Here is a 26,387-nt window from a genome sequence, read left to right as displayed (position 1 = left end):
GACGTCGCCTTGAGAAGCCGAGGATGCTTATGTCGGGCGCATTATAGGCCGTTTGCCGATTGGCGTAGATAAGGCGTTCGCTAGGCCAGCGTTGGACTTCCCCTGCCGGAAAACGCAAAATGTGCCCTTTCCTCAATCAATCTGACCGGATCTGCTGACTCTATGCGAATGCGCCTGATGCTGTTGGGTGGTGGAAATGCCCTTGGGCAAGCGCTGATTCGTCTCGGGGCCGAGGAAGATATCGGCTTTCTCGCGCCGCGTCCGCCAGAGCACGGCTGGGACCCGGCCAGCCTGACCCAGCTGCTGGACGACACCCGCCCCGACGCACTGGTGAATCTGGCCTATTACTTCGACTGGTTCCAGGCCGAGTCCGTCAGCGAAAAGCGCCTGGCCCAGCAGGAGCGCGCGGTGGAGCGCCTGGCCGAACTGTGCCAACACCACAACATCATTCTGCTCCAGCCTTCGAGTTACCGAGTGTTCGATGGCTCGCGTGCCACCGCCTACAGCGAGAAGGATGAGCCGGTGCCGCTGGGCCTGCGTGGTCAGGCGCTGTGGCGGATCGAACAGAGCGTGCGGGCGACCTGCCCGCAGCACGTAATGCTGCGTTTTGGCTGGTTGCTCGACGAGAGCATCGATGGCGTGCTCGGGCGTTTTCTGACCCGCGCCGAACAGCCCCAGGAATTGCTCCTGGCCGATGATCGCCGGGGCAATCCGACCCCGGTGGACGATGCCGCCCGGGTGATTCTCTCGGTGCTCAAGCAGCTCGATTGCGCAGCGCCGCTGTGGGGCACGTACCATTACGCCGGTAACGAAGCCACCACGCCGCTGGCGCTCGGTCAGGCTATCCTCACCGAAGCGGCGCAGCTGCACCCACTGGCTGTCACCGCACCGACCGCGCAGGCCCATGCCGCACGTCCGGATGCCAGCGAAGAACCGCAACATGCAGTGCTGGCCTGCAAGAAAATTCTGCACACTTTCGGTATCAAGCCCCGCGCCTGGCGCTCGGGTTTGCCACCTCTACTGGATCGATTCTATCGTCATGGCTGATGCCCCAATTCTGATCACCGGTGGCGCCGGCTTCATCGGTTCTCACCTGAGCGATGCGCTGCTGGCAAAAGGCTACGCGGTACGGGTCCTCGATGATCTGTCCACCGGCAAACCCGGCAACCTGCAGATGGACAACCCCAGGCTTGAGCTGATCGAAGGCGATGTCGCCGACGCTGAGCTGGTCAAGCGCGCGGCCGCGGGCTGCCAGGCGGTTGTGCACCTGGCCGCCGTTGCCTCGGTGCAGGCCTCGGTGGACGACCCGGTGAAAACCCACCAGAGCAACTTCATCGGCACCTTGAATGTCTGCGAAGCCATGCGCCTCAATGGCATCAAGCGGGTGCTGTTTGCCTCCAGCGCGGCCGTCTACGGCAACAACGGCGAAGGCCTGGCGGTCGAGGAAGATGCTCCCAAGGCGCCGCTCACACCCTATGCCGTGGACAAGCTGGCCAGTGAGCAGTACCTGGACTTCTATCGTCGCCAGCATGGCCTCGAACCGGTGGTGTTCCGCTTCTTCAACATCTTCGGGCCACGCCAGGATCCGTCGTCGCCGTATTCCGGGGTGATCAGCATATTCTGCGAGCGCGCCCTGAGCGGTACCCCCATCACGCTGTTCGGTGATGGCGAACAGACCCGTGATTTTCTCTATATCGCCGATCTGGTCGCGGTGATGGTCCAGGCACTGGAGTTGCCGGAGGTTGAAGAGGGTGCAATCAACATCGGTCTGAACCAGGCCACTTCGCTTAACCAGTTGCTGGCGGCGCTCAAATCAGTGCTGGGCGAGTTGCCGGCGATCAGTCACGGGCCTGCGCGCTCTGGCGATATTCGCCACTCACGGGCGAACAACCAGCGGTTGCTGGCGCGTTTCGAGCTCCCGCAGCCCACGCCTCTGGCCGTTGGCCTGGCTCGATTGCTCGGCAAAGAATAAAAAAAAGCGGCGATTTAATCGCCGCTTTTTTCTTTCCGAGGCCCCGCAGCCTTAGAACTTGTAACCTACACCGACCATGTAGACCCATGGATCGACATCGACGTCGACCTTGGTCTTGCCGACGCCCAGTGCGGTCGGGCCGTCCATGGTGGCCTTGGTATCGATGTCGATGTACCAGACTGCGGCGTTGACCAGGAAGTGGTCGGTGATCATGTAGTCCATGCCCAACTGACCGGCCAGACCGAACGAGTCTTTCACTTTCAGGTTGCTGAAGCCCTGAGCCTTGCGGTTGCTGTCCAGGTCTTCGTCAAAGAACATGGTGTAGTTCAGACCGATACCGGCATACGGCTGGAACTTCGAGCTTGGTTCCATCGGGTAGTACTGCAGCGACAGGGTCGGTGGCAGTTGTTTGATATCGCCCAGCTTGCCATCCAGGCCTGGGCCCAGACCCTTGACGCCGACGGTGTGGTGGAACGGCGTGGCGGCCAGCAGCTCGAGGCCGATGTGGTCGGTCAGCATGTAGGCAAAGGTCAGGCCCAGTTGGGTATCGCTATCCAGAGTCGCCTTGGTGCCGGCCACCTTGGTGCCGTCGAGTTTGATGTCACTGCTGTCCTCGTTGGGATTAACAGTGATTGCGCCGGCACGCACGATGATGTCGCCAGCCTGGTGGGCGTGGGCAACAGGGGCTGCGAGCGCCAAGGCGAAAAGCGAGGCGCTGAGCAAGGACTTGTTCATGGAAGCTCCCAGAGGACGTTTAGAATTGGTACGTCCAATGGTAAAGAGCCATTATTTTCGCGATTTGACCCAGCTCAATGAAAGCGTCAAAGCCATTGTGTGGGGCCAATCATTCTAGTTCATAAGCGTATATTTTCTCGGCTTCCATCTGGTAGCCGGCGTCGGCCAGTTCGCTGCTGGTGCTTTTCACCTGCATCCGGCCCTCGATCCAGTAGGGTTGATAGAGGTCCTCGACGCGCACCCCCATCTCACTGACGATATGCACGATCTGGTTCGACGGTGGCGGCGGCACATGGATGCAGGCGCCGTAGTAGGGCACCAGGAGAAACTCGGTGGTGCGACCTTCTTCACTGACTTCCAGCGGCACGATATAGCCCGGCAACTTCACCTGTTGGCCATCGAGGGCCTTGACCACCGGCGCGTTCGGCACCTGCTGGTGAGCGGCCGGCGCCGATTCGGCGGCCAGGGCGTCGCTCAATTGCGACAGGTCGTGCAGCGGTGCGGTCTGCGGCTGGACGATTGGCGCACCGGCGGGAATCAGTTGCGGCCACTCCAGGGTGCGCGGTTCGTCCGCCCACAACGGGGTGCTCATAAGCAGCAGTAGCGACAGCAGAATACGTGGCATCAAGCGTCTCACAGGTGAATGGACAGGCCGTCGGCCAACGACTGCCGATAGGCACGCCAGGCCGGCACGCTGCCCATCAGTAGCGCGGCACCGAGAATGATCGCCAGCAGGTTCCACTCATGGACGCTTGGCCAGGCCAGCGGCAGGAACAGTCCGTAGTTGGCCTGTACATAACCCTGAGCCAGGGCAATCCCTAGATACAACAAGCCCAGACCGGCAGCGATACCAACCACTGCCAGGGCCAGCGCTTCAAGCACCAGCAATCCGGCAATATGCCACGGACGGGCACCGACCGAGCGCAAAATGGCCATCTCCCGGCGCCGCTCGTTGAGGCTGGTGAGGATCGCGGTGAGCATGCCGATCAACCCGGTCAGCACGACGAACAGGGAGACCACGAACAACGCCTGTTCGGCAGTGCCCATCAGGCTCCAGAGTTCTTGCAGGGCGACTCCCGGCAGGATCGCCAGCAGCGGCTCCGTGCGGTACTCGTTGATTTCGCGCTGCAGGCTGAAAGTGGAAATCTTGTTGTTCAGGCCCAGCATGAACGCGGTGATCGCGGCGGGCTTGAGGTCCATGTCGCGCGCCTGTTCGGCGCTGATCCGCCCGGTACCTCGGGCTGGAACGCCGTTGTGCCAGTCGATGTGAATCGCTTCCATGCCGCCGAGGCTGATATGCAGGGTGCGATCCACTGGAGTGCCGGTACGCTGCAGCACGCCGACCACGGTGAAGGGTTTGTCGTCATGCTTGACCAGGCTGATGGCAGCCACACCGTGGGCCAGTACCAGTTTGTCACCGAGCTTGTAGTGCAGGGCCTGGGCAACTTCGGCCCCCAGCACCACTTCGAACGGATCGGTGGCGAACGCCCGGCCCTCGGCCAATTGCAGGTTTTGCTTGCGGCCGTATTGATAATGTTCGAAGTAACTGCCGGTAGTACCCATGACTCGGTAGCCGCGATGCGAGTCACCGAGTGAAATCGGAATGGCCCATTTCACCCGCTTGTCACTGGCGTAGTGTTCGTAACTGTCCCAGCGGATGTTGTTAGTGGCATTGCCGATGCGGAACACCGAATACAGCAACAGGTTCACCGAGCCGGAGCGGGCGCCGACGATCAGGTCGGTGCCGCTGATGGTGCTGGCGAAGCTGGCGCGGGCTTCGGTACGTACCCGCTCAACGGCCAGCAGCAGGCACACCGACAGGGCGATGGCAAAGGCGGTCAGAAAGGCGGTGAAACGACGGTTGGCGAGGCTCGCCAGGGCTAGACGGAGCAGATACATCAGGCCTCCTGAGCGTTGGCAGGCAGGGCCGCGCGGTTGAGTTCGGCCAGTGACAGCTGGCGGTCGAACAACGCGGCCAGGCTCTGGTCATGGCTGACGAACAGCAGGCTGGAACCGGCGTCACGGCATTCGGCGAACAGCAGGCGAATGAACGCTTCACGGGTGTCGGCGTCGAGGGCCGAGGTCGGTTCGTCGGCGATCACCAGCTCCGGCTGGCCGATCAGCGCGCGGGCGGCGGCGACCCGCTGCTGCTGGCCGATCGACAGGCTGTCGGCGCGGCGGGCGAGCAAGGCCGGATCTTTCAGGCCAAGGTGGGCGAGCAGGCTGGCGGCGGCCTGGTCGATGCTGCCGTGGCGTTCGGCAGCGCGTTGCGCGCGGCTGCGCGAGAAACGGCAGGGCAGTTCGACGTTTTCCCTTACCGAAAGGAACGGCAGCAAATTGAACTGCTGGAAAATGTAGCCGGTGTGATCAACGCGGAAGCGATCACGGGCGCCCTGTTTCAGTTTGCTCAGGTCCTGGCCCAGCAGGCGGATGCTGCCGCGGTCGGGTACCTGCACACCGCCGAGCAGGCCGAGCAGGGTGGTTTTGCCGCTGCCACTGGGGCCTTTGAGAAATAGCGATTCGCCGGCTTCCAGGCGCAAGGCGGGAATGTCCAGCAGAGGGGCTTGGCCCGGCCAGGCAAAGCCCAGGTCGGTCAGTTCAATCAGTGCCTGGCTCATGGAGAAGGGGCTTTTAGAGAGGAATTGAGGCGCGGGCGGCAGTGGCTTCAATGCCCTGCTGGCCATTCGGTCCGATCAGTTGTAGCTGAATTCTGTTGGTGGCGGGGAAGGCTTTGAACAGCGGGCTCAGGTCAAGTGTGGTGAGTTGTTCAGGCTTATCGCAGTCGAAGGTGTAGTGGGCGTGAATTTCACTGTGGCCATGTTCATCTTTTGCTGACTCCGGCGTATCAGTGAACAGTGGGCTTTCCAGTTCCTGGGCGCTTTCACTGCAGTTGGCGGCTTTGGCCAGCGCGAACAAGGCAAGGGGATTTTCCAGTTGCGCACGCACGGCGGCGACTTTGGCTTTGTCGCTAGCGCTGGTGGCAGCGTGCTCGAAGCCGACCAGATTCATGGCCGGGCTTTCCAGTTCCAGTTCCAGTACTTTGCCTTCAAGTGCCACATTGAGGCGGGCGACACCGTGCTCATGGGCGGCGAGGCTGCCATGGGCGTGGTCATGATCATGCTCGTGGTCCTCATGGGCGTGAGCAACGGCCAGGGGCAGCAAGGCGAACGGCAGGGCAAGGAACAGGCGACGCATGGGCAGGACTCCACGAGGGCACAGGATATGTTTGGTTATGTTATAACAACTTGTTCTGCCGATGCCAGCGTGCTTGGCGACGGATCGTCGGCGTGGGAGCATGGAGCCCGGCATTCAGCAGAGGAAACGAGCGTGCGAATTCGTGGACATATCGGCGACTGGCCGGTGGATTTGACCCTGGAGCTGGACCCTGCGGAATGGGCACATCTGGGCGGACAATTGGCGGCTGTGGCGCCGGTTGCGACGGCTGCTGCAGTGGCATCAACGCCCAGTGCCCGGCCGGATGACGCACTCTGGCAGGCGGCACGTGAGGTATTGCGCAACGCCGGGCAGCTCAATGGGCCGGAGTTGCTGGAACATCTGGAAGGGCTGGCGGGAAGTACGGCGGCGGGTAAGCGTTTGCTGGTGCGCTTGCGCCACAGTGCCGAGGTGAAAGTCGAAAGTGGGGCGGATGCGCCGGTCTATCACTGGGTGGGGTGAGTCTGTGCTGGCCCCATCGCTGGCAAGGCCAGCTCCCACAGGGTTTGCAGATCACCCTGATCCATTGTGGGAGCCGGCCTTGCCGGCGATGGGGCCGGATGCTTAATACAAGGCAGCAAACAGCTTGCGCCGGTAAGTCCCCACCAGCGGATGATCATTGCCCAGCAGGTCGAACACCTGCAGTAGCGTCTTGTGCGGCAAGCCGCCTTCATAGCCGCGATTACGCATGAACAGTTTGAGCATGCCCTCCAGCGCCGCTTCGTACTGCTGGCGCGACAACTGCTGGATGCACAGCTGATAGGCCGCTTCATCGTCCTCGCTGTTCTGCGCGAGACGCGCCTTGAGGTCGGCGACTTCCGGCAGGCTTGCAGCCTGACGCAGGAAGGTCAGTTGGGCTTTGGCACCGGCCAGTGCCGCTTTGTGCTCATCACTCTTGACCGCATCGAGCACGGTCTGCGCTTCACCCAGTTCACCGCGTTCAGCCAGGCAGCGGGCGTACAGGATCAACGCTGCGGCATTGCTGTTGTCTTCGCTCAGCAGCGCCTTCAGCGTGGCTTCTGCTTCGCTGAAGCGACCCTCGGCAAACAATCCCTGAGCCAGTTCCAGCGGATCGGCAGCCGCCGGTGGCGGCATTTGCACATGCGGTTCGAGCAGCGCGCGGATCGCCGACTCAGGCTGGGCCCCGGCAAAACCGTCGACCGGCTGCCCGTCCTTGAACAGCACCACGGTTGGCAGGCTGCGAATGCCGAAGCGGGCGACGATGTCCTGCTCGATATCGCAGTTGACCTTGGCCAGGAGCAATTCGCCCTGATAGCTCTCGGTGATTTGCGCAAGCAGCGGCATCAGCGCCTTGCAGGGGGCGCACCACTCGGCCCAGAAATCCACCAGCACCGGTTTGTGGTGGGAGTTGGCGATGACCAGTTGGTCGAAATCGGCAGCGCTGGTATCGAAAACATAGGGTGTGTCTTGGCTCATCGCGACTCTCGAAAATCCGTGAATGGCATCACTATAAAGGCTGGCGGCTGGCGTGGTACAGGCTGACCCGGCGGAATTCGTGGGGCTCGGCCAGGTCCGGCAGGGTCAGGGCCTCCAGCACGCCCAATGGCTGGTACAGCGGATGACTGAAGTCACGCACCCGCGAGTCGGCCACCAGGGCTTGCTGGCCGCGGCTGAGGAATTCATCGAGCAGTGGCAGGTTGGCCCGGTCATAGAGCACATCGGCTACCAGAATCAGGTCGAAGCGGTCGGCTTCCTGGAAAAAGTCCTCGGAATAACGCAGTTCCACGCCATTGAGCGCGGCATTCGCCTGGCAGGCCTGCAGGGCCAGTGGATCAAGGTCGCACGCCACGACCTCAAGGGCGCCCGCGCGAGCGGCAGCGATTCCGGCGATCCCGGAGCCGGCGCCAAAGTCCAGGACACGCTTGCCTTCTACCCAGTGGCGGTGCTGGTCCAGGTAACGGGCCATGGCCAGGCCGCTGGCCCAGCAGAAGCTCCAGTACGGCGGCTCGTGGAGGATGCGCCGGGTTTCTTCCGGGCTGAATTCGCGGTCCATGTTGTCGGCGTCGATCAGCCACAGCTTGAGCGCACACTCGGGCAGCTCGCTGACCACCAGCCGGGCATCGCCGAGCAGTTCGCCCAAAGCCTGTTGCAACTGAACCGGTGCCATCATGGCGCTTTTTCGAAGCGCAGTGGGCCGGTGACCTGGGTTTGTGCCTGGAAAATCCGGACCGGCGGCAGGTGCAGGATCAATTGCCCGGACTTGCTCGCGCGGCCGCGCAATTCGACCCGCGCACCGGCAGGGAATGCTTCGGGGTTGAAGCGCAGTTGATAGGGCATGTCCAGACCGTTGCTGTTGAGCGTGCTGCTGGCCAGCAGGTCCTGCGGGCGGCCGCGGTCATCGATGACCAGCAGCGCCAGCTCGATCTCGGCGCCGGCTGGCACATTGAGCAAGGTGCCGCTCAACTCACGTTGATAGGCCGGCAACGGGCCGAGAGGTTTCGCGGTTTTACTTGCTACCGGGGCTTTGGGCTCCAGTGCTTGCTGGGGTTGATCGCTGCTGCAGGCTGCCAGCAAGGCGGCAAAACTGAGCACAACGAGCGCTCGAAATGGCATGGGGAATTCCTTCGCGGCATATTTCCTGAGTGGATGGTAACCCCTTTGGCTTGTCTTGCCAGTGGGATGCGCTACCATGGCCCTCCCTTTTTTTGTTGCCTGCCACCATGCACTGTCCCTTCTGCGGTGCCAACGACACCAAGGTCATCGACTCGCGACTGGTTGCCGAGGGCGAGCAAGTGCGCCGCCGGCGCGAATGCGTTGCCTGCGGTGAGCGTTTCACCACCTTCGAAACCGCCGAGCTGGTTTTGCCGCGCCTGATCAAGCAGGACGGCAGCCGCCAACCCTTCGACGAAGAAAAACTACGCGCCGGAATGCAGCGCGCCCTGGAAAAACGCCCGGTCAGCGTCGAGCGCCTGGAAGCGGCGCTGGCGCACATCAAGCACAAGCTGCGGGCAACCGGCGAACGCGAGGTCAAATCGCTGGTGGTCGGTGAGCTGGTGATGAACGAGCTGCAGAAGCTCGATGAAGTCGCCTACATCCGCTTCGCGTCGGTGTACCGGCGCTTCCAGGACCTCAACGAGTTTCGCGAAGAAATCGACCGCCTGGCCCGTGAGCCGGTTAAAGAGTGAGCATGTCCAACGAACGCGCGGTACTCGACGCCCATTACATGGCCCGGGCCCTGGAACTGGCCCGCAAGGGCCTGTATTCGACCCACCCGAATCCGCGCGTCGGTTGTGTGATTGTTCGCGACGGCCAGATTGTCGGCGAAGGCTGGCATGTGCGTGCCGGTGAGCCGCACGCCGAAGTGCACGCGCTGCGCCAGGCCGGTGAACTGGCTCGCGGCGCCTGCGCCTATGTCACCCTTGAACCGTGCAGCCATCACGGGCGCACGCCGCCGTGTGCCGAGGCGCTGGTCAAGGCGGGTGTCGCGCGGGTAGTCGCGGCCATGCAGGACCCCAATCCGCAAGTCGCAGGTCAAGGCCTCAAACGTCTGGCCGAAGTCGGCATCGAGGTCGCCAGCGGCGTGCTCGAAGCCGAGGCGCGCGCGCTCAACCCGGGCTTCCTCAAACGCATGGAATGCGGCCTGCCCTTCGTACGGGCCAAGCTGGCGATGAGCCTGGACGGCCGTACGGCCATGGCCAATGGTGAAAGCCAGTGGATCACCGGCCCGGCCGCCCGTTCTGCGGTGCAGCGCCTGCGTGCGCGCTCCAGCGTGGTGCTGACCAGCGCCGAAAGCGTCCTCGCCGACAAGGCGCGGATGACGGTGCGTGCAGACGAGCTGGGCCTCGATGCGCAAACCACAGCCCTGGCTATGGCTCGCCCACCTTTGCGGGTGCTGGTCGATGGCCGCCTGCGGCTGCCGCTGGATGCGCCGTTCTTCCAGGCCGGTCCGGCGCTGGTGGTCACTGCCGCCAGTGCCGACCGGCGTTACGCCGAAGCCGGCCACGACCTGCTGAGCCTGCCGGGCGAGGGCGGTCGGGTCGACCTGTCTGCGCTGATGCGTGAACTGGCACAGCGGGGAGCCAGCGAAGTGCTGCTCGAGGCCGGTGCCGGTCTTGTCGGTGCTTTTGCCCGGCTTGGCCTGATCGATGAATACCAGATCTTTTTCGCCGCCAAGTTCCTCGGCTCCAGTGCCCGTCCGTTGCTGGATTGGCCGCTGAATCACATGAGCGAGGCGCAGCAACTGAAAATCACTGAAATGCGTGCGGTAGGCGATGACTGGCGAGTCACTGCCATCCCTGTGCCGGCGCCCGGCGTATAATTCCAGGCTAGCCACGCGCAGCCCTGTTCTCGAGGAGGACTCATGTTTACTGGCATCATCGAATCCATCGGCAGTATCCGCTCGCTGACCCCTAAAGGCGGCGACGTGCGGGTGTATGTCGAAACCGGCAAGCTCGACCTGGGCGACGTCAAACTCGGCGACAGCATCGCCGTCAACGGTGTGTGCCTGACCGCGGTCGAGCTGCCTGGCGATGGCTTCTGGGCCGATGTCAGCCGTGAAACTCTCGACTGCACCGCCTTCAACGAGCTGAAAAGCGGCAGCCGGGTCAACCTGGAAAAGGCCCTGACCCCGACCACCCGCCTGGGCGGCCATCTGGTCAGCGGTCACGTCGACGGTGTCGGCGAAGTGGTGTCGCGCAGCGATAACGCCCGCGCCATCCAGTTCCGCATCCGTGCACCCAAGGAACTGGCCAAGTACATTGCTCACAAGGGCTCGATCACCGTCGATGGCACCAGCCTGACAGTCAACGTCGTCGATGGCGCCGAGTTCGAACTGACCATTGTCCCGCATACCCTGGCCGAAACCATCATGGCCGACTACCGTCCTGGTCGTCGGGTCAACCTTGAGGTCGACCTGCTGGCCCGTTACCTGGAGCGTCTGCTGCTGGGTGACAAAGCCGCCGAGGCGAACGCCGGCAGCGGCATTACCGAAAGTTTCCTGGCCGCCAACGGCTACCTGAAATCCTGATTTGAAAGGGGGTGCCGCGTGGCGCTCAACAGCATCGAAGAACTTGTTGAAGACATCCGCCAGGGCAAAATGGTCATCCTCATGGATGACGAAGACCGCGAGAACGAAGGCGACCTGATCATGGCCGCTGAGTGCTGCAAGGCCGAACACATCAACTTCATGGCCAAGCACGCCCGTGGCCTGATCTGCATGCCAATGTCGCGCGAGCGCTGCGAAACGCTCAAGCTGCCGCTGATGGCGCCGCGCAACGGCTCGGGCTTCGGTACCAAGTTCACTGTGTCGATCGAAGCCGCCGAAGGCGTGACCACCGGTATCTCCGCCGCTGACCGCGCGCGCACCGTGCAAGCGGCCGCCGCCCGTGATGCCAAGGCTGAAGACATCGTCAGCCCCGGCCACATCTTCCCGCTGATGGCCCAGCCTGGCGGTACCCTGGCGCGTGCCGGCCACACGGAAGCTGCCTGCGACCTGGCGCGTATGGCCGGGTTCGAGCCGAGCGGGGTGATCTGCGAGGTGATGAACGACGACGGCACCATGTCGCGTCGTCCGGAACTGGAAGTGTTTGCCGCCGAGCATGGCATCAAGATCGGCACCATCGCCGACCTGATCCACTACCGGATGATCCACGAACGTACCATTCAGCGGATTTCCGAGCAGCCGCTGGACAGTGAACTGGGCAGTTTCAACCTGGTCACCTACCGCGATTCGGTCGAAGGCGACGTGCACATGGCCCTGACCCTGGGCAACATCTGCGCGGAAGAACCGACCCTGGTACGGGTGCACAACATGGACCCGCTGCGCGACCTGCTGATGGTCAAACAGCCAGGCCGCTGGAGCCTGCGCGCCGCCATGAGCGCGGTTGCCGAGGCCGGCAGCGGTGTCGTGCTGCTGCTCGGTCACCCGCTGGAAGGTGACGTGCTGCTGGCGCATATCCGCGAAAGCGCCGACGCCGCACCGGCGAAAACCCCGACCACTTACAGCACTGTCGGTGCCGGTTCGCAGATCCTGCGCGACCTGGGCGTACGCAAAATGCGCCTGATGAGTTCGCCAATGAAGTTCAATGCGATATCCGGATTCGATCTGGAAGTTGTAGAATACGTGCCCTCCGAATAAAGCAGGCACTTTGTCGTGCTGCCATTCGTGTCCCAAACCCTCACAGGCCGCCCTTTGCGGCCTGGCTCTTTAAGATGAGAACTGCGCAATGACCCTGAAGACCATCGAAGGTACCTTCATTGCCCCCAAAGGTCGCTATGCTTTGGTGGTTGGCCGCTTTAACAGCTTCGTCGTAGAAAGCCTGGTAAGCGGTGCTGTTGATGCCCTGGTTCGCCATGGCGTGAGCGAAAGCGACATCACCATCATCCGTGCCCCGGGTGCCTTTGAAATCCCGCTGGTAGCACAGAAAGTCGCCCAGCAAAGCGAATACGCCGCCATCATCGCCCTGGGCGCAGTGATCCGTGGCGGTACCCCGCACTTCGAATACGTAGCGGGCGAATGCACCAAGGGCCTGGCCCAGGTGTCCATGGAGTTCGGCGTACCGGTCGCCTTCGGTGTCCTGACGGTCGATTCTATCGAACAGGCCATTGAGCGTTCCGGCACCAAAGCCGGCAACAAGGGTGCCGAAGCTGCCCTGTCCGCTCTGGAAATGGTCAGCCTGCTGGCGCAGTTGGAGGCCAAGTGATTAGCGACGAGCACGATCGTTTCAACCCGCGCGATCCAAAACCTGCGGATGCTGGCAAGCCATCGAAGAGCGCCAAGCGTCGCGAAGCCCGTCAGCTCGCGACCCAGGCCCTGTATCAATGGCACATGGCTCGGCAGTCGCTGAACGAGATCGAAGCGCAGTTCCGGGTCGATAACGATTTCACCGATGTCGACGGTGCCTACTTCCGCGAAATCCTCCACGGGGTTCCGGCGAAGAAAGTCGAGATCGACGAAGCACTGAAGCCGTGCCTGGACCTGGCCCTCGAAGAGCTCGATCCGGTCGAACTGGCGGTGCTGCGCTTGTCCACCTGGGAGTTCATGATGCGTGCTGATGTACCGTACCGCGTGGTGATCAACGAAGGTGTCGAGCTGGCCAAGGTCTTCGGTGCCACCGACGGTCACAAGTTCGTCAACGGTGTGCTCGACAAACTGGCTCCACGGCTGCGTGAAGCCGAAGTAAAGGCGTTCAAGCGCTGATTGCGGCGCTGATTGCCAATGGGTGAGTTCGAGCTGATTCGTCATTACTTCGCCGCTGCGCCCTGCGCGCAAGGCGGCGAAGCGGTGGCGCTGGGCATTGGCGACGATTGTGCCTTGCTCAGCCCGCCGCCTGGCGAACAACTGGCGATCTCCACCGACACGCTGGTGGCCGGGGTGCATTTCCCGGCTGTCTGCGACCCTTTTCTGCTCGGTCAGCGTTCGCTGGCTGTTGCCGCCAGTGATCTGGCTGCCATGGGCGCCACGCCCATCGGCTTTACCCTTGCCCTGACCCTGCCTGAAGTGCGTGCCGACTGGCTGCAGGCCTATGCCCGTGGTCTGAACCAGATGGCCCAGGCCTGCGGACTCAGTCTGATCGGTGGCGACACCACCCGTGGCCCATTGAGCCTGACCATGACTGTGTTCGGCCGCGTGCCGGCGGGCCAGGCCTTGACCCGCAGTGGCGCGCGCGCCGGTGACCTGCTGTGTGTCGGCGGCGAGCTGGGCAATGCCGCCGGCGCTTTGCCGTTGGTGCTCGGCCAGCGCCAGGCCGAGCCTGGTGTGGCCGAACCGCTACTCGGCCATTACTGGTCGCCGCAGCCGCAATTTGCCTTGGGGCAGGCGCTGCGCGGCAAGGCGACAGCCGCGCTGGATATCTCCGATGGCCTGCTGGCCGACTGCGGACATATCGCCAAAGCTTCGCAGGTATCGCTGCAGGTCGAGCTGGATCGGCTGCCGTTGTCTGCTGCGCTGCAAGCGTTCTTCGGGCATGCAGGTGCGCAGCACGCTGCACTGGCCGGCGGCGACGACTATGTACTGGCGTTCACCTTGCCTGAAACCGAACTTGTGCCCCTGCTGGCGGCCGGCTGGCCGATCCATGTGGTGGGGCATGCAGGCACTGGCGCGGGCGTCAGCCTGGTGGACGGCCAGGGACAGGACATCACCCCGACCACCCGGGGCTATCAACATTTTAGGGAGCAACCGTGACCGATCACCCCAATCAGGTGCCTGCGGAGAACGTTCCGCCGTCGGTCTGGCGCAATCCGTGGCACTTTCTGGCCTTCGGCTTCGGCTCCGGGACCTTGCCCAAGGCGCCGGGCACCTGGGGCTCGCTGGTGGCGTTGCCGTTTATCCCGTTGTGGCAGATGCTGCCCGACTGGGGCTACTGGCTGATGCTCGGCCTGACCATGCTGTTCGGCTTCTGGCTGTGCGGCAAGGTCGCCGATGACTTGCGTGTTCATGACCATGAAGGCATTGTCTGGGACGAGATGGTCGGCATGTGGATCACCCTGTGGTTGGTCCCCGAAGGCTGGCAATGGCTGCTGGCGGGCTTTTTGATGTTCCGCTTTTTTGACATCCTCAAGCCCTGGCCGATTCGCTGGGTCGACCGCCATGTGCACGGCGGTGTCGGTATCATGCTTGACGATGTGCTGGCAGGCGTCTTTGCTTGGCTGGGTATGCAGGTGCTTGTATGGAGTGTCACTTAAGGGAGTGGTGCAATGCGTGGATGGCGAGTGGTCCTGTTGACTCTGGCGCTGGTCGCCAGCCGTGTTCACGCCAGCGAGACAATTGAGGTACCCAATCAGGTTCGGCTGGCCAGCGAGCGTTGGGAGGATTACACCAACGCCGACGGTAGCGGCATCGCCTGGGACCTTATGCGCAAGGTATTCGAGCCGGCCGGGGTCAAAGTGGTGATATCCAGCGTGCCGTACAGCCGTGCCATCGGCCTGGTCAAACGCGGTGAAGCCGATGCCTGGGTCGGCTCCTATCACGAAGAAAGCACTGACAATCTCTACCCGCGGTGGAATTTCGATACCGACCATATCTACGCCCTGAGTCTTACCAGCAAGCCCGTACCGACCCCGGAGAACCTGGGGCAGTTCAAGCTTTCCTGGGTGCGTGGCTACGACTATCAGGACTACCTGCCCAATGTCGGCGAATACCGCGAGGTGCAGCGTCGCGAGGGAATCTTGCCGATGCTCGAACGCGGGCGTGTGGATTTCTACATCGATGCGCAGACTGAAGTCGACTACGTTCTGGACCAGGCTGCAGTCGGTGAACGCCGCAGGTTTCGCAGCACGCATATTGCCGAGCTGCCGCTGTACCTGGCCTTCGGCAAGACCGACAAGGGCCGCGCGCTCATGGCGCTGTTTGACCAGCGCATGGAAAAACTGGTCGCCAGTGGCGAATTGCGCGAGATCTTCAGTCACTGGCAGCAACCCTATCCGTTCGACGAAAGGGCACGCCTGGAGTAGGTCGAATCGTATCTCTCGATGGATTTGAGCGAAGATTCGACCTGAGCAGCCCGTGCACATGCTGGTACAATCGGCTCACTTTATTCTTCAAGCTTTCAAATCAGGAGCACAAAGTGCCCGTCGTCTTTGTTGCCGCTTCCAAGCTGCCTACCCCGTTTGCGACTTTCACCATGCATGGTTTTCTCGATGAAGCCACCGGCCGCGAGCACGTTGTGCTCAGCCTGGGTGATATCGCCGATGGGCAACCGGTGCTCGGGCGCCTGCATTCCGAATGCCTGACCGGCGATGCCTTGTTCAGCCAGCGTTGCGACTGCGGTTCGCAGCTTGAGGCGGCCCTGCAGGCCATCGCCCGCGAAGGCCGTGGCGTGCTGCTGTACCTGCGTCAGGAAGGCCGTGGCATTGGCCTGTTGAACAAGATCCGCGCCTACGAGCTGCAAGACGGTGGTGCCGACACGGTCGAGGCCAACGAGCGCCTGGGCTTTGCCGCCGACCAGCGTGACTACGGCATGTGCCAGCCGATGCTTGAGCACCTGGGGGTCAAGTCGCTGCGCCTGATGACCAACAACCCGCGCAAGGTCAAGGCACTGACCGGCATGGGCATCCCGGTCGCCGAGCGTGTGCCGCTGCACACCGGTCATAATCCGCACAATAAACATTACCTGGCCACCAAGGCCGGCAAGCTCGGCCACATGATGGGCAACGAGCACCAGGGCGAGGCCGGTCGGGCGTGACCCGCGCTCAGGTTCGCCGCCGCCTCGAACTCGCCTGGTGGCAGTACCTGGCGCTGGCATTGGCGCCGTTGCTGGTGTTTGCCTGGGCCTTTGGTGACCTGCAGGCGCTGATTGCGGTCCTGGCGATGCCGGTGTTCATCGCCGGTGTGGCCTCGATGTTTCTCAGCCTGCCGCGCTTTGGTGCCTATAAGCGGGCATTGATCGCGACCCAGAAAGCCCTCAACAGTGACGCCGAACCTGCCGCCTGGAGCGAATTGGCGCGGGTGCGGCGCCTGGGCATGCTGTTCGCCTGCCTGCCGGCCTGGATATCCGCCTTGTCGGTGTTTGTCGGCCTGGAAACGGTGCCGCAGATCCTCCTGGCGATCTCCAGCCTGGTCCTGCTCTACCTCTACCGTATCCCGCGTCAGCTCGGCTGATGCGCGGCGTTCTGCTGCTGGTGTTGCTGACACTGGCCGCGCCACTGGCGGCCGCCTCACGGGTGGTCAGCCTGGCCCCCTCGCTGTCGGAAATCGTTGTCGAGCTGCACGCCACGGATCTGCTGGTGGGCATGCTCGACGGTGGTGAGCGTCCACCGGCCCTGGCCCAGGTACCGTCGGTCGGACGCTACGGCCAGATCGACATGGAGCGGCTGCTTAGCCTCAAGCCTGATCTGTTGCTGCTCTGGCCGGGCAGCGTGCCGGCGGCCCAACGCGATCAGCTCAAGCGTCTGGGCATCGCCACCTACACCGCCGAACCCCATGGCATCGATGAGTTGATCGAACAGATTGAGGCCATCGGCGTGCAAATTGGGCGCGCGGAGCAAGGGCGGGCGCGTGCGCAGCAGCTGCGTGAGCAATTGCAGACGCTACGTGCGCAGTATCATCGCCAACAGCCGCTGCGGGTTTTCTACCAGGTGTGGGATAAACCGTTGTACACCGTCGGTGGCGGGCAGATCGTCAGCGATGCCCTGGCGGTGTGCGGTGCGCGCAATGTGTTCGCCGAGCTCAAGGTGCCTGCGCCGCAAGTCAGCCTGGAGTCGGTGCTGTTGCGCGATCCCCAGGTGATCCTCGCCAGCGAGCAGGCCCAGCTTGACGCCTGGAAGGCCTGGCCGCAGGTCGATGCCGTGCGCAACGGGCGATTGCTGCGGGTGCCGGACAAGGGCCTGGAGCGGCCCAGCGGGCAGATGATCGAAGCGACAGCGCAGCTGTGTCGGGCGCTTGAGGTTAAAGCGCCGGTGTCCAGGTGATGCCGAGCAGCCAGGTGCGGCCTTCTTCGCGGTAGCCGTACTGGGTGCCTTCGTACGTATACAGGGCGCGGGAGTAAGACTTGTCCAGCAGGTTGTCGATCTTCAGGTCCAGCTTGATTTCAGGGTTCAATGTCCAGCTGCTGCGCAGGCCGAGAAGGCCATAGCCGCCAAGGCTATTGCTGTTGGCTTCATCGTCGTAGCTACTGCTCACCGCCTGCCAGCTGGCGCCCAGCCCCAGTCGATCGAACTGCCGGTCAAGGTCCAGGCTCAGGGTACGGCGAGCCCGGCGGGCCAGGGTATGACCGCTGTCGCGATCGCGAGGGTCAATCAATGCCAGGCCGAGGTTGCTCTGCCAGCCGAACCATTGTTGGTGCAGGGCCGCTTCAAAGCCGTTGATTCGGGCTGAGGCCACGTTGCGAGGGATCGAACCTTCACCAAAGATGATCGCGTCGCGCAAGTCGGTACGGTAAATCGAGGTTTCCAGGCGGCTCTCTTCACTGAGCTGGCTGCGCCACTGCAGTTCGTAGCTTTTTGAACGCTCGGGCTTGAGGTCCGGGTTGCTGTACTGCGGGTAATACAGGTCGTTGAACGTCGGGGCGCGGAAACCTTCGCTGTAGGACAGCAGCAGGTCGTTATCCGGGTTGACGGGCAGGGTCAGGCTGCCGCTCCAGGTATTCTGCCCACCGAATTGCTGGTTCTGGTCGCGCCGCAAGCCCAGCTCGGTGGAAAACCACTCGCCCTTGAAGCGGTGCTGGATAAAGGCTGCGCGGTTCCAGCGGCTATCCTCGTCGAACTGGGTGCTGCCGTGAACGCGGTCCTGGTACCAGTCGGCGCCGATCATCAGGCTGTTCTGCTCATCGAACGTCAGGTCGTTCTGCCAGCTGGCTGAATCGCGATAGGTGTTGAACTCGCTGCTGTCGCTGCTGAGTTTGTCGCGTTTTTTGTCGCGGTTTTCGCTGTGGCCGACTTCGAGACGCGAATACCACTGTTCGTTGAGTTGGGCGCCCAGGTAGCTGCCCAGGCTACTGACGGTGAAATCGGTGTAGGGTGCTTGGCCGAAACTCTGGAAGGTGTCCATGTCGAAGCGACCGTACGGGTTGTCGTATTCGCTGCGGCCACGGCTGTCGAGCAGGTTGAGGCCGGCCTCGATGTTGTCATTGAAGTTGTGGCTCAGGCTCAGGTTGAACGACTTGTTGCGGTAGGCGTCATGGTCGCCATCGCTTGGGTAGGACGTGTGGCTCCAGTCGATGCCGGCGCTTTCATCGAGGCTGGCGCCGAGATTGAAGCGGGTGTTCTGGTCGCCGCCAGAAAGCCCGAGGCTGCGTTGCCAGGTCTGATTGCTGCCGGCGGCCAGGCGCAGGCGTGGCTGCAGGCCCTGTTGGGCACTGCGACGGGTGAAAATCTGGATGACGCCACCGATAGCGTCGCTGCCATAGACCGCCGAACGTGAACCGCGCAGTACTTCGACCCGCTCGATCTGGTCGATATTCAAAAACTGCAGGCCGCTGTCACCGGAGGTGGCGTTGGCAATGCGCACGCCGTCGACCAGTACCAGGCTTTGTGCGGTCTTGCTGCCGCGGATGTAGATGCCGGGCACGCTGCCCCGTCCGCCGGTAGGCGCGACCTGTACGCCCGGTACGCGGGTCAGCAGGTCGGTGACGCTGGAGGGCTGCAGGCGATCGATGTCGTCGCGGGTGAACACCGTGTTGGCGGCACTGGATTGCGTGCGGTCCTCGACCTGGCGATTGGCGCTGATCAGGGTGTCGGGCAGCTTCAGGGCGTTGTCGCGGTCGATGGGGTCGGCGAGGAGGGTGGTGGGCAGGCAGAGCAACAGCGGGGTAAGGCGATAGCGCTTCATGGTTGTTCCATTGCTATCGCGGGGCAAGCCCGCTCCCACTGTGGGAGCGGGCTTGCCCCGCGATTAGGCCCTAAAGGCCGAGCAGTTGCAGGCGCTGACGCACCGAAGCCTCGATCCCGGCAACATCCAGCCCGCACTCGGCCAGCATCTGCGCAGGCTTGGCGTGCTCGACGTAGACATCCGGCAAGCCCAGATGCAGCACCGGCTTGAGTATGGCTTCACGGGCGAGGAACTCGCTGACCGCAGCGCCCGCGCCACCCATGATGGCGTTTTCTTCGATGGTCACCAGCAGCTCATGGCTGGCGGCCATTTCGCGTACCAGCGCTTCATCCAGCGGTTTGACGAAGCGCATGTCGACGACGGTTGCATCGAGGCTTTCGGCAACTTTCAGAGCTTCTGTCAGCTGTACGCCAAACACCAGCAGGGCGACCTTGCTGCCCTGACGGCGAACCACGCCCTTGCCGATTTCCAGCGGCTCGAGGTTGTTTTCGATGGTCGCGTTCGGGCCACTGCCACGCGGATAGCGCACTGCCGCCGGGCCGTTGTACAGGTGGCCGGTGCTGAGCATCTTGCGCAGCTCGTTCTCGTCGCTCGGGGTCATCACCAGCATGCCGGGGATGCAGCGCAGGAACGACAGGTCGTAGCTGCCCGCGTGAGTCGGGCCGTCTTCGCCGACCAGGCCGGCGCGATCGATGGCGAACAGCACGTCGAGGTTCTGCACGGCAACGTCATGGATCAGTTGATCGTAGGCGCGCTGCAGGAACGTCGAGTAGATCGCCACCACCGGCTTGGCGCCTTCGCAGGCCATGCCGGCCGCCAGCGTTACCGCGTGCTGTTCGGCAATCGCCACGTCGAAGTAGCGCTGCGGATAGCGTTCGCTGAACGCCACCAGGTCAGAGCCTTCCTTCATCGCCGGGGTGATGCCGACCAGACGTTCGTCAGCCGCGGCCATGTCGCACAGCCACTGACCGAACACTGCCGAGTACTTCGGACCGCCAGCCTTTTTCGGCGCGGCAGCCGGGGCATCGACGGGCTCGAGTTTGGTGATGGCGTGGTAGCCGATCGGGTCGACTTCTGCCGGGGCGAAGCCTTTGCCCTTTTTCGTCACCACATGCAGGAACTGCGGGCCCTTGAGGTCGCGCATGTTGCGCAGGGTGGTGATCAGGGTCGGCAGGTCGTGACCGTCGATGGGCCCGATGTAGTTCCAGCCCAGCTCTTCGAACAGGGTGCCGGGCACCAGCATGCCCTTGGCGTACTCTTCGGTGCGGCGGGCGATTTCCCAGGCACCAGGCAGGCGCGAGAGGACCTTTTTGCTGCCTTCGCGCATGCTCGAATAGGTGCGGCTGGAAAGAATCTTGGCCAGGTAGTTGGACAGGCCGCCGACATTGCGCGAGATCGACATGTCGTTGTCGTTGAGGATCACCAGCATGTCGGCATCGACTTCCTGGGCGTGGTTCAACGCCTCGAAGGCCATGCCGGCCGTCAGCGCGCCGTCACCGATCACGGCGATGGACTTGCGCGGATCGTTCTGCAGGCGGGCGGCGATGGCCATGCCCAGCGCGGCACTGATCGAGGTGCTGGAGTGACCGACGCCAAAAGTGTCGTACTCGCTCTCGGCGCGACGCGGGAAAGCGGCCAGGCCGTCCTTCTGGCGCAGGGTGTGCATGCGCTGGCGGCGACCGGTGAGGATCTTGTGCGGATAGGCCTGGTGACCCACGTCCCACACCAGCCGGTCGTCCGGGGTGTCGAAGACGTAGTGCAGGGCAATCGTCAGCTCGATGACGCCCAGGCCGGCACCGAAATGCCCGCCGGTCTGACCAACGGTATAGAGCAGTTCCTGGCGCAGTTCGTCAGCCAGGTTCTCCAGGTCGGCTTCAGCCAGCCGGCGCAGGCCGGCGGGCGTATCGGCACGGTCGAGCAGCGGCGTGACCGGGCGTTCGCGGGGGATCTCTTGAAACGTCGTGGGCATCAGGCGAATCGTTATAGATATGAAGTGGCGGCAGTTTACCTTATTGCGGTGTTTACTGCCCATTGAGTGGGGGGGCATTGGCCCCTATCGCCGGCAAGGCCGGCTCCCACAGTAATAGTGCAAGGCCTGGCTCATGTGGGAGCCGGCTTTGCCGGCGATGAGGCCGGAACAGGCGACTTAGTTGCGTCGCTCGACAATGTAGCGCGCCAGCTCGCGCAACGGCTCGGCCGCTGCGTCGAAAGGCCGCAGGGCCTCCAGGGCCTGATCGCGCAATTCCAGGGCATAAGCCTTGGCGGCTTCCAGGCCGAGCAGGGCCGGGTAGGTCGGTTTATCGCGGGCGATGTCGGCGCCCTGGCGTTTGCCCAGGGTTTCGGTGTCGCTTTCTACGTCGAGAATGTCGTCCTGCACCTGGAACGCCAGGCCGATGGCCCGAGCGTAGGTCTGCAGGGCATCGAGCTGCACCTGGTCGGCGCGCGCACTGGCCAGGGCGCCGAGGCGCACGCTGGCTTCGATCAGGGCGCCGGTCTTGTGCCGGTGCATGAACTCCAGCGCGGTCTGGTCAAGCTTGAGGCCCACCGAACCGAGGTCGATGGCCTGACCGCCGACCATGCCCGCCGGACCTGCGGCCAGCGCCAGGGTCTGGACCATGGCCAGGCGAATACCGTCAGCCTGCGGGCTCAGTTGCGGATCGAGCAGGGCGTTGAAAGCCAGACTCTGCAAGCCGTCGCCGGCAAGGATCGCGCAGGCTTCGTCAAAGGCTTTATGGGTGGTCGGCTGACCACGGCGCAGGTCGTCATCGTCCATGGCCGGCAGGTCGTCGTGCACCAGCGAGTAGGCATGGATCAGCTCGACCGCGCAGGCGGCGCCATTGGCTTGCTCGGGGGCGGCACCGAGGGCTTCGCAGGCGGCATAGGCGAGCAACGGACGCACGCGCTTGCCGCCGTTCATCACGCTGTAGCGCATGGCGGCGTAGAGGCGGGTGAGCTCTGCCGAAGGGGCGACGAACAACTGCTCGAGGGCCGCATCGACCCGGGCCTGACAGCTGGCCTGATAGTGGGCAATCATTCTGCCTGTTCCGCGTCGAAAGGTTCGGCCTTCAGTTCGCCATCGCGCTCCAGCAACACCTGGACCTTCTGCTCGGCCTGGACCAGCGCGGCCTGGCAGTCGCGGGTCAGGCTGATGCCTTGTTCGAAGGCGGTCAGCGAGTCTTCCAGCGACAGCTCACCGTTCTCCAGGCGTTCGACCAGGGCTTGCAGGTCGGCGAGGGATTGCTCGAAATCGATGGAGGCTTTTTTTCGGGCCATGGCGGCTGTCTCGGTGGCGGTATAAACGGCGCGACACTAGCAGAGCGGGGCGGGGGGAGCAAATCGGTAGGGCGGATCTTTCGTCGCATTCTGTTGCATAAACACCGACGGCCAGCGCTTGATTTTCCTGCAAGGCTTTCATTGTGGCTGCTTGCGGCTCTCTGCCATAATCGCGGCCGCTTTATCTCGCGGGTTCGCGCAGGTGCGGCTTCTTTTATCTGACGTCACGTAATGGACTACGTTGTGAGCTTCCTTTCGATCGAGTTCGGCCTCAGTTTCATCCTGTTTTTCGTCATTTACTGGAGCTTGTGCTGGAGCGTTCGCCTTCAGAACGTGCTGCTGTTGGCGGCCAGTTATGCCCTGGTGGCCAGTTTCAGCCTCAACTCCCTGTATGTCCTGCTCGGCTACAGCGCCCTGGTGTACCTGCTCGGGCGGCTCGGTGAACGCTATCCGGGGCGGCGTTTCAGTTACCTGCTGGTGTTGCTGCTGGTCGTGGGCTGCTTCTACCTGTTCAAGTATCAGGAATTCTTTGTCGCGGGCGTGCAGGGCGCACTGGCCAGTGCCGGTATCGCTGTGTCGCTGCCGGTGCTGGAAGTGCTGCTGCCGATTGGTCTGTCGTTCTACACCTTTCATTCGGTCAGCTACCTGGTGTCGATCAATCGGCGCGAGATGCCATCCGCCAGTCCGATGGACCTGGCCCTGTACCTGGCATTCTTCCCCAGTCTGGTCGCCGGCCCGGTCAACCGCGCCGCGCATATGTTGCCGCAAATCCGGCCGCCGTCCATTCGCCAGGTGCTGGAGCCTCAACGAGCCCTGGGCCTGATCGCCCAGGCGGTGGTCAAGCTGTTCTTCTGCAGCGCCTGGCTGGCCAGCGAATGGGTCGATCCGGTGTTCGCAACGCCGGGCAGTTACTCGCCGGAACAGATCCTGCTGAGCGTCTATGGCTACAGCTTTCTGATCTATTTCAACTTCAGCGGCTACACCAATCTGGTGACCGGCATCGCCCTGTTGCTGGGCTTCCGCTTGCCCGACAACTTCAACGCGCCTTATGCGGCGCACAACCTCAAGGAGTTCTGGGCGCGTTGGCACATCAGTCTGTCGCTGTTCATCCGTGACTACGTGTACATCCCGCTGGGCGGCAACCGCCGCGGGGTATGGCGCGGCAACCTGAACATGCTGCTGGCCATGCTGATTTCCGGTTTGTGGCATGGCGCGAGCCTCAACTTCATTATCTGGGGGGCACTGCACGGTATCGGCCTGGCTTTGTACAAGGCTTCGACCTATATCCTTCCGCAACCCATGCGCTGGCCCGGGGCGGGGTTGGCGGCGCGTCTGCTGACCTTTCACTATGTGGCCTTTGCCTGGATCTTTTTCCGCTGCGCAAGTTTCGAAGAAGCCATCGACATGCTCGCCGGCATTGGCGGCTTGAGCCTTGACGGGCTGTTCTCGGCGACCGGCCTGCTGGTGCTTGCGAGTGTGCTGTACGTCGCGGTCTATCCACAGCTGCTTGCCCTGCTTCGTCAGTTGTTTACCGCCACAACCCGCTTGCCCTGGCAGTTCTATCCGATTCCACTCGGGGTGTTCGTGTCGTTGGTGATCTTTGCTTCGCAGTCGGGCGTGCCGGGGTTCATCTATGCCAGCTTCTAATTCCGCTCAACTGCTGCGCGTGCAACTGGATGCGGCGAAAGCCTTCTACGCGATTGTCCTGGCCACTGTGCTGCTGTTCTGGCTGAACCAGGAGTCGATCAGCCTCTACTGCCAGCAGAAATACCATCAGAGCTGCGAGCTGCCGGTGCTTGGGCAAAGCCCGGCCTGGCGTCTGGGCGGCAACCTGACCCAGGCGCTGGGTGCGGCCCGTGACAGCTTTGTCGACAGCCTGGTGCAGAGCCGCACAGCGATAGCAAAGGTTGAAACCGTCGAGCTGCCGGCGCCCATTCCCGTGGTTCCGGTGAATCTGGTGGCAGCCCATGCTGCGCCACAGGCAGTGGCGAGCAATCCGCTGGCGGTCAAGGAGGCTGTCCCAGCGACAGTCGTGGAAGCGGTCAAGCCAGCCGCAGCCATTGCCCCAACGCCGTCGTCAGCCACCCTGGTCTCGCTGGCGGCGGGTGACGAGGTGTTTCTGGTCGGCGACTCGTTGATGCAAGGCGTCGCACCGCACCTGGCCAACACCCTGCGCAAGCGCTACCAGATCAAGAGCGTCAACCTCAGCCGGCAGAGTACCGGGCTGGCCTATCCTGGGTTTTTCAACTGGCCGCGAACTGTGGCGCAGACCCTGGACAGCTCGCCGAACATTCGCCTGATGGTGATCTTCCTCGGCCCCAACGATCCGTGGGACATGCCCCAGGGCAAGGGCAAGCCGTTCCTGCGCTTCAAGTCGCCGGACTGGGAGAGTGCCTACCGCCAGCGCATCAATGCGATCCTCGATCAGGCCCGCGAGCACCAGGTGCAGGTGATCTGGGTCGGCCCGCCGAACATGCAGACGCCGCGGCTGTCCAGCGCCATGGCCTACCTCAGCGGCCTGTATCAGGAGCAGGTCGGGCTGCACCAGCAACACTACCTTTCGGTCAATCCGGTGCTGGGTTACAAGGACGACGAATTCTCCTATACCTTGCAGGACAGCCAGGGCAAACGGGTCAAGACCCGGGTCGATGACGGCATTCATTTCACTATCACCGGGCAAAAGCTGATCGCCGAACAGATATTGTCGAAGATCGCATTCCCGGGCCTTACTGTAACGGGACACTGATGCGTCGACTGCACAACATTCTTGGGTTGGCTCTACTGGTCTGTGCGTTGCCGGGCTGTAGCCCGGTGGCGGCGGTCAATACCACGGCCAGACCGGTGACTGCGCCGGCCAAGCCTGCGCTCAACCAGAGCAATGGCAACCTCGCGGTGCTGGCCGGCAAGTTCAGGAATGCCAACCGCGCGCCGGTCACGGTCGTTCAGTTTGGTGATTCGCATACCGCCGCCGACCTGTTCAGCGGTGAGATGCGCCGCTTGCTGCAGGCGCAGTACGGCGATGGCGGCATCGGCCTGGTTGCCGCTACGCCGGTGCCGGGCACGCGTTATGAACCGGTCATCCTCAAGGCTGCCAAGCGCCAGTGGGAACTGGTGTCGGCACGTAACCAGCAGAGCGCGCAGTTCCCGCTTGGCGGCTATCTGTCGGTACCCCTGGCGACAAAGCCCAGTGTGCGTATCGAGGCGCGTGAGCCGAGCACCCAGCGCTATCGAGTGTCCGCCTTATACCAGGCGCAGGAAAGTACTTCTCTGTTGTTGCGTGACCCTCGTGGTCAGAACCGCCGGTTGCTGGCCGCCACGGGAGGGCAATGGCGCTTCGGCCCGGTGGTGAACAATCTCGGACTGCCGCTGGATCTGACCCTCGACAGCCGCCCCGGCACCGTACTGGGGGGCTGGTACCTTCAGGGGCAGAAGAATGCCGGGGTGATCTACTCGGCGTTGGGCATCAACGGTGCGCGGCTTGAGGTAACGGAAAAATGGCAGCCCGGCTGGCAGGACACACTCAAGTCGCTGCGTCCGGACCTGGTGATTCTGGCGTACGGCACCAACGAGGCGTTCGACGACACCCTAGACCTGAACCTGTACCAGACCCAGCTCAAGCAGACCCTTGAGCGCCTGCGCCGCGACCTGCCGCGGGCGGTGGTGTTGATTGTCGGTCCGCCAGACTCGATCAAGCAGCGCAAGGCGCGTAGTTGCGCCGCGCGTCAGCCGCAGCAACTGGCTGCGGTCGTCCGCATCCAGCGCCAGGCCGCGCAGCAAGCCAATGCGCTGTTCTGGGACTGGCAGGCATTCATGGGCGGACAATGCTCGATTGCCGCCTGGCAGGCGCAAGGCCTGGCTCGTGGCGATCTGGTGCACCTGACTGCCGACGGCTACCGCAAGAGCGCGGCCGCTCTGCACGACTATTTGCGCACGCAGCTGAAGTTGAAATAAGGGCGGGAAAAGGAGAGG

General features: G+C 63.0%; 30 protein-coding genes. 18 read left to right on the top strand and 12 right to left on the bottom strand.

Annotated features, from left to right (window positions below; all coding sequences use genetic code 11):
* The first annotated feature begins 162 nt into the window (after positions 1–162).
* Both NPS47_RS05565 and NPS47_RS05560 read left to right on the top strand, forming a co-directional pair.
* Entirely contained in the window at positions 163–1,047 is an 885-nt protein-coding gene (locus NPS47_RS05565) for a sugar nucleotide-binding protein (RefSeq protein WP_274294077.1), read from the top strand.
* Positions 1,040–1,972: an NAD-dependent epimerase/dehydratase family protein gene (locus NPS47_RS05560; protein ID WP_274294076.1), complete on the top strand. Its 933-nt coding sequence runs from the start codon at positions 1,040–1,042 to the stop codon at positions 1,970–1,972. The genes NPS47_RS05565 and NPS47_RS05560 overlap by 8 nt, the downstream gene beginning before the upstream one ends.
* A 51-nt stretch (positions 1,973–2,023) precedes the next feature.
* On the opposite strand, the gene NPS47_RS05555 is transcribed toward NPS47_RS05560, so the two are convergent.
* The 5 genes from NPS47_RS05555 to NPS47_RS05535 form a co-directional block, all read right to left on the bottom strand.
* Positions 2,024–2,707, bottom strand: a complete 684-nt coding sequence (locus tag NPS47_RS05555) for an OmpW/AlkL family protein (RefSeq protein ID WP_274294075.1) — start codon at positions 2,705–2,707, stop codon at positions 2,024–2,026.
* A gap of 109 nt (positions 2,708–2,816) precedes the next feature.
* Positions 2,817–3,332, bottom strand: coding sequence for a DUF3299 domain-containing protein (locus NPS47_RS05550; protein ID WP_274294074.1), 516 nt, complete (start codon positions 3,330–3,332; stop codon positions 2,817–2,819).
* Positions 3,333–3,340: 8 nt separating this feature from the next.
* Positions 3,341–4,606: an ABC transporter permease gene (locus NPS47_RS05545; protein WP_274294073.1), complete on the bottom strand. Its 1,266-nt coding sequence runs from the start codon at positions 4,604–4,606 to the stop codon at positions 3,341–3,343.
* Positions 4,606–5,325: an ABC transporter ATP-binding protein gene (locus tag NPS47_RS05540; RefSeq protein ID WP_274294072.1), complete on the bottom strand. Its 720-nt coding sequence runs from the start codon at positions 5,323–5,325 to the stop codon at positions 4,606–4,608. The genes NPS47_RS05545 and NPS47_RS05540 overlap by 1 nt, the downstream gene beginning before the upstream one ends.
* 13 nt (positions 5,326–5,338) lie before the next feature.
* A complete protein-coding gene (locus tag NPS47_RS05535; RefSeq protein WP_274294071.1) occupies positions 5,339–5,902 on the bottom strand; it encodes a DUF2796 domain-containing protein in 564 nt (187 codons plus the stop codon).
* Positions 5,903–6,034: 132 nt separating this feature from the next.
* On the opposite strand from NPS47_RS05535, the gene NPS47_RS05530 reads away from it, so the two are divergent.
* Complete coding sequence (locus tag NPS47_RS05530; protein WP_274294070.1) at positions 6,035–6,382, top strand: hypothetical protein; 348 nt, start codon at positions 6,035–6,037, stop codon at positions 6,380–6,382.
* A 102-nt stretch (positions 6,383–6,484) separates the two neighbouring features.
* On the opposite strand, the gene trxA is transcribed toward NPS47_RS05530, so the two are convergent.
* Genes trxA through NPS47_RS05515 form a run of 3 tightly spaced genes read right to left on the bottom strand, consistent with a single transcriptional unit; the run spans position 6,485 to position 8,494 of the window.
* Positions 6,485–7,357, bottom strand: coding sequence for a thioredoxin (gene trxA / locus NPS47_RS05525; protein ID WP_274294069.1), 873 nt, complete (start codon positions 7,355–7,357; stop codon positions 6,485–6,487).
* Positions 7,358–7,388: 31 nt separating this feature from the next.
* Complete coding sequence (locus NPS47_RS05520; RefSeq protein WP_274294097.1) at positions 7,389–8,048, bottom strand: class I SAM-dependent methyltransferase; 660 nt, start codon at positions 8,046–8,048, stop codon at positions 7,389–7,391.
* Positions 8,048–8,494: a hypothetical protein gene (locus NPS47_RS05515; RefSeq protein ID WP_274294068.1), complete on the bottom strand. Its 447-nt coding sequence runs from the start codon at positions 8,492–8,494 to the stop codon at positions 8,048–8,050. The genes NPS47_RS05520 and NPS47_RS05515 overlap by 1 nt, the downstream gene beginning before the upstream one ends.
* 107 nt (positions 8,495–8,601) lie before the next feature.
* On the opposite strand from NPS47_RS05515, the gene nrdR reads away from it, so the two are divergent.
* The 12 genes from nrdR to NPS47_RS05455 all read left to right on the top strand — a co-directional run bounded on the left by nrdR (position 8,602) and on the right by NPS47_RS05455 (position 17,287).
* The gene (gene nrdR, locus NPS47_RS05510; RefSeq protein WP_274294067.1) at positions 8,602–9,066 is read left to right on the top strand and encodes a transcriptional regulator NrdR; all 465 of its coding nucleotides are present in this window, start codon (positions 8,602–8,604) and stop codon (positions 9,064–9,066) included.
* A 2-nt stretch (positions 9,067–9,068) separates the two neighbouring features.
* Positions 9,069–10,199, top strand: coding sequence for a bifunctional diaminohydroxyphosphoribosylaminopyrimidine deaminase/5-amino-6-(5-phosphoribosylamino)uracil reductase RibD (ribD, locus tag NPS47_RS05505; protein WP_274294066.1), 1,131 nt, complete (start codon positions 9,069–9,071; stop codon positions 10,197–10,199).
* 42 nt (positions 10,200–10,241) lie between these two features.
* Entirely contained in the window at positions 10,242–10,907 is a 666-nt protein-coding gene (locus NPS47_RS05500; RefSeq protein ID WP_274294065.1) for a riboflavin synthase, read from the top strand.
* Positions 10,908–10,925: 18 nt separating this feature from the next.
* The gene (gene ribBA, locus NPS47_RS05495; RefSeq protein WP_038606268.1) at positions 10,926–12,017 is read left to right on the top strand and encodes a bifunctional 3,4-dihydroxy-2-butanone-4-phosphate synthase/GTP cyclohydrolase II; all 1,092 of its coding nucleotides are present in this window, start codon (positions 10,926–10,928) and stop codon (positions 12,015–12,017) included.
* Between the two features lie 88 nt (positions 12,018–12,105).
* Positions 12,106–12,582, top strand: coding sequence for a 6,7-dimethyl-8-ribityllumazine synthase (gene ribH / locus NPS47_RS05490; protein ID WP_028944446.1), 477 nt, complete (start codon positions 12,106–12,108; stop codon positions 12,580–12,582).
* Entirely contained in the window at positions 12,579–13,079 is a 501-nt protein-coding gene (nusB, locus tag NPS47_RS05485; protein WP_274294064.1) for a transcription antitermination factor NusB, read from the top strand. Before ribH ends, nusB begins: the two co-directional genes overlap by 4 nt.
* A gap of 18 nt (positions 13,080–13,097) precedes the next feature.
* Positions 13,098–14,063, top strand: a complete 966-nt coding sequence (gene thiL, locus NPS47_RS05480) for a thiamine-phosphate kinase (RefSeq protein WP_274294063.1) — start codon at positions 13,098–13,100, stop codon at positions 14,061–14,063.
* On the top strand, positions 14,060–14,563 hold the full coding sequence (locus tag NPS47_RS05475; RefSeq protein ID WP_038606274.1) for a phosphatidylglycerophosphatase A family protein: 504 nt from the start codon (positions 14,060–14,062) through the stop codon (positions 14,561–14,563). The genes thiL and NPS47_RS05475 overlap by 4 nt, the downstream gene beginning before the upstream one ends.
* A gap of 12 nt (positions 14,564–14,575) precedes the next feature.
* Positions 14,576–15,331, top strand: a complete 756-nt coding sequence (locus NPS47_RS05470) for a substrate-binding periplasmic protein (protein ID WP_274294062.1) — start codon at positions 14,576–14,578, stop codon at positions 15,329–15,331.
* 113 nt (positions 15,332–15,444) lie between these two features.
* Complete coding sequence (gene ribA / locus NPS47_RS05465; protein WP_107024770.1) at positions 15,445–16,062, top strand: GTP cyclohydrolase II; 618 nt, start codon at positions 15,445–15,447, stop codon at positions 16,060–16,062.
* Complete coding sequence (locus tag NPS47_RS05460) at positions 16,059–16,478, top strand: MFS transporter (protein ID WP_274294061.1); 420 nt, start codon at positions 16,059–16,061, stop codon at positions 16,476–16,478. The genes ribA and NPS47_RS05460 overlap by 4 nt, the downstream gene beginning before the upstream one ends.
* Positions 16,478–17,287, top strand: coding sequence for a cobalamin-binding protein (locus tag NPS47_RS05455; RefSeq protein WP_274294060.1), 810 nt, complete (start codon positions 16,478–16,480; stop codon positions 17,285–17,287). The genes NPS47_RS05460 and NPS47_RS05455 overlap by 1 nt, the downstream gene beginning before the upstream one ends.
* Here NPS47_RS05455 and NPS47_RS05450 read toward each other — a convergent pair.
* The 4 genes from NPS47_RS05450 to NPS47_RS05435 all read right to left on the bottom strand — a co-directional run bounded on the left by NPS47_RS05450 (position 17,265) and on the right by NPS47_RS05435 (position 22,418).
* Positions 17,265–19,145, bottom strand: coding sequence for a TonB-dependent receptor domain-containing protein (locus NPS47_RS05450; protein WP_274294059.1), 1,881 nt, complete (start codon positions 19,143–19,145; stop codon positions 17,265–17,267). The two genes, NPS47_RS05455 and NPS47_RS05450, sit on opposite strands and share 23 nt — an antisense overlap.
* A gap of 70 nt (positions 19,146–19,215) precedes the next feature.
* Complete coding sequence (dxs, locus tag NPS47_RS05445; protein ID WP_274294058.1) at positions 19,216–21,114, bottom strand: 1-deoxy-D-xylulose-5-phosphate synthase; 1,899 nt, start codon at positions 21,112–21,114, stop codon at positions 19,216–19,218.
* Positions 21,115–21,291: 177 nt separating this feature from the next.
* Positions 21,292–22,179, bottom strand: a complete 888-nt coding sequence (locus tag NPS47_RS05440) for a polyprenyl synthetase family protein (protein WP_274294057.1) — start codon at positions 22,177–22,179, stop codon at positions 21,292–21,294.
* Entirely contained in the window at positions 22,176–22,418 is a 243-nt protein-coding gene (locus tag NPS47_RS05435) for an exodeoxyribonuclease VII small subunit (RefSeq protein ID WP_107024764.1), read from the bottom strand. The genes NPS47_RS05440 and NPS47_RS05435 overlap by 4 nt, the downstream gene beginning before the upstream one ends.
* Before the next feature lie 243 nt (positions 22,419–22,661).
* Here NPS47_RS05435 and NPS47_RS05430 point away from each other — a divergent pair, with 243 nt between their 5' ends.
* Genes NPS47_RS05430 through NPS47_RS05420 form a run of 3 tightly spaced genes read left to right on the top strand, consistent with a single transcriptional unit; the run spans position 22,662 to position 26,369 of the window.
* The gene (locus NPS47_RS05430) at positions 22,662–24,065 is read left to right on the top strand and encodes an MBOAT family O-acyltransferase (protein ID WP_274294056.1); all 1,404 of its coding nucleotides are present in this window, start codon (positions 22,662–22,664) and stop codon (positions 24,063–24,065) included.
* Entirely contained in the window at positions 24,052–25,164 is a 1,113-nt protein-coding gene (locus NPS47_RS05425) for an SGNH/GDSL hydrolase family protein (protein ID WP_274294055.1), read from the top strand. Before NPS47_RS05430 ends, NPS47_RS05425 begins: the two co-directional genes overlap by 14 nt.
* Entirely contained in the window at positions 25,164–26,369 is a 1,206-nt protein-coding gene (locus NPS47_RS05420) for an SGNH/GDSL hydrolase family protein (RefSeq protein ID WP_274294054.1), read from the top strand. Before NPS47_RS05425 ends, NPS47_RS05420 begins: the two co-directional genes overlap by 1 nt.
* The last annotated feature ends 18 nt before the right edge of the window (positions 26,370–26,387 follow it).

The sequence above is a fragment of the Pseudomonas putida genome (genome assembly GCF_028682475.1).
In the GTDB taxonomy this organism is placed as follows: Bacteria; Pseudomonadota; Gammaproteobacteria; order Pseudomonadales; family Pseudomonadaceae; genus Aquipseudomonas; species Aquipseudomonas putida_AG.
The sequence above is the reverse complement of the archived record's forward strand: the minus strand, read 5'-3'. Positions and strand labels throughout refer to the sequence as shown.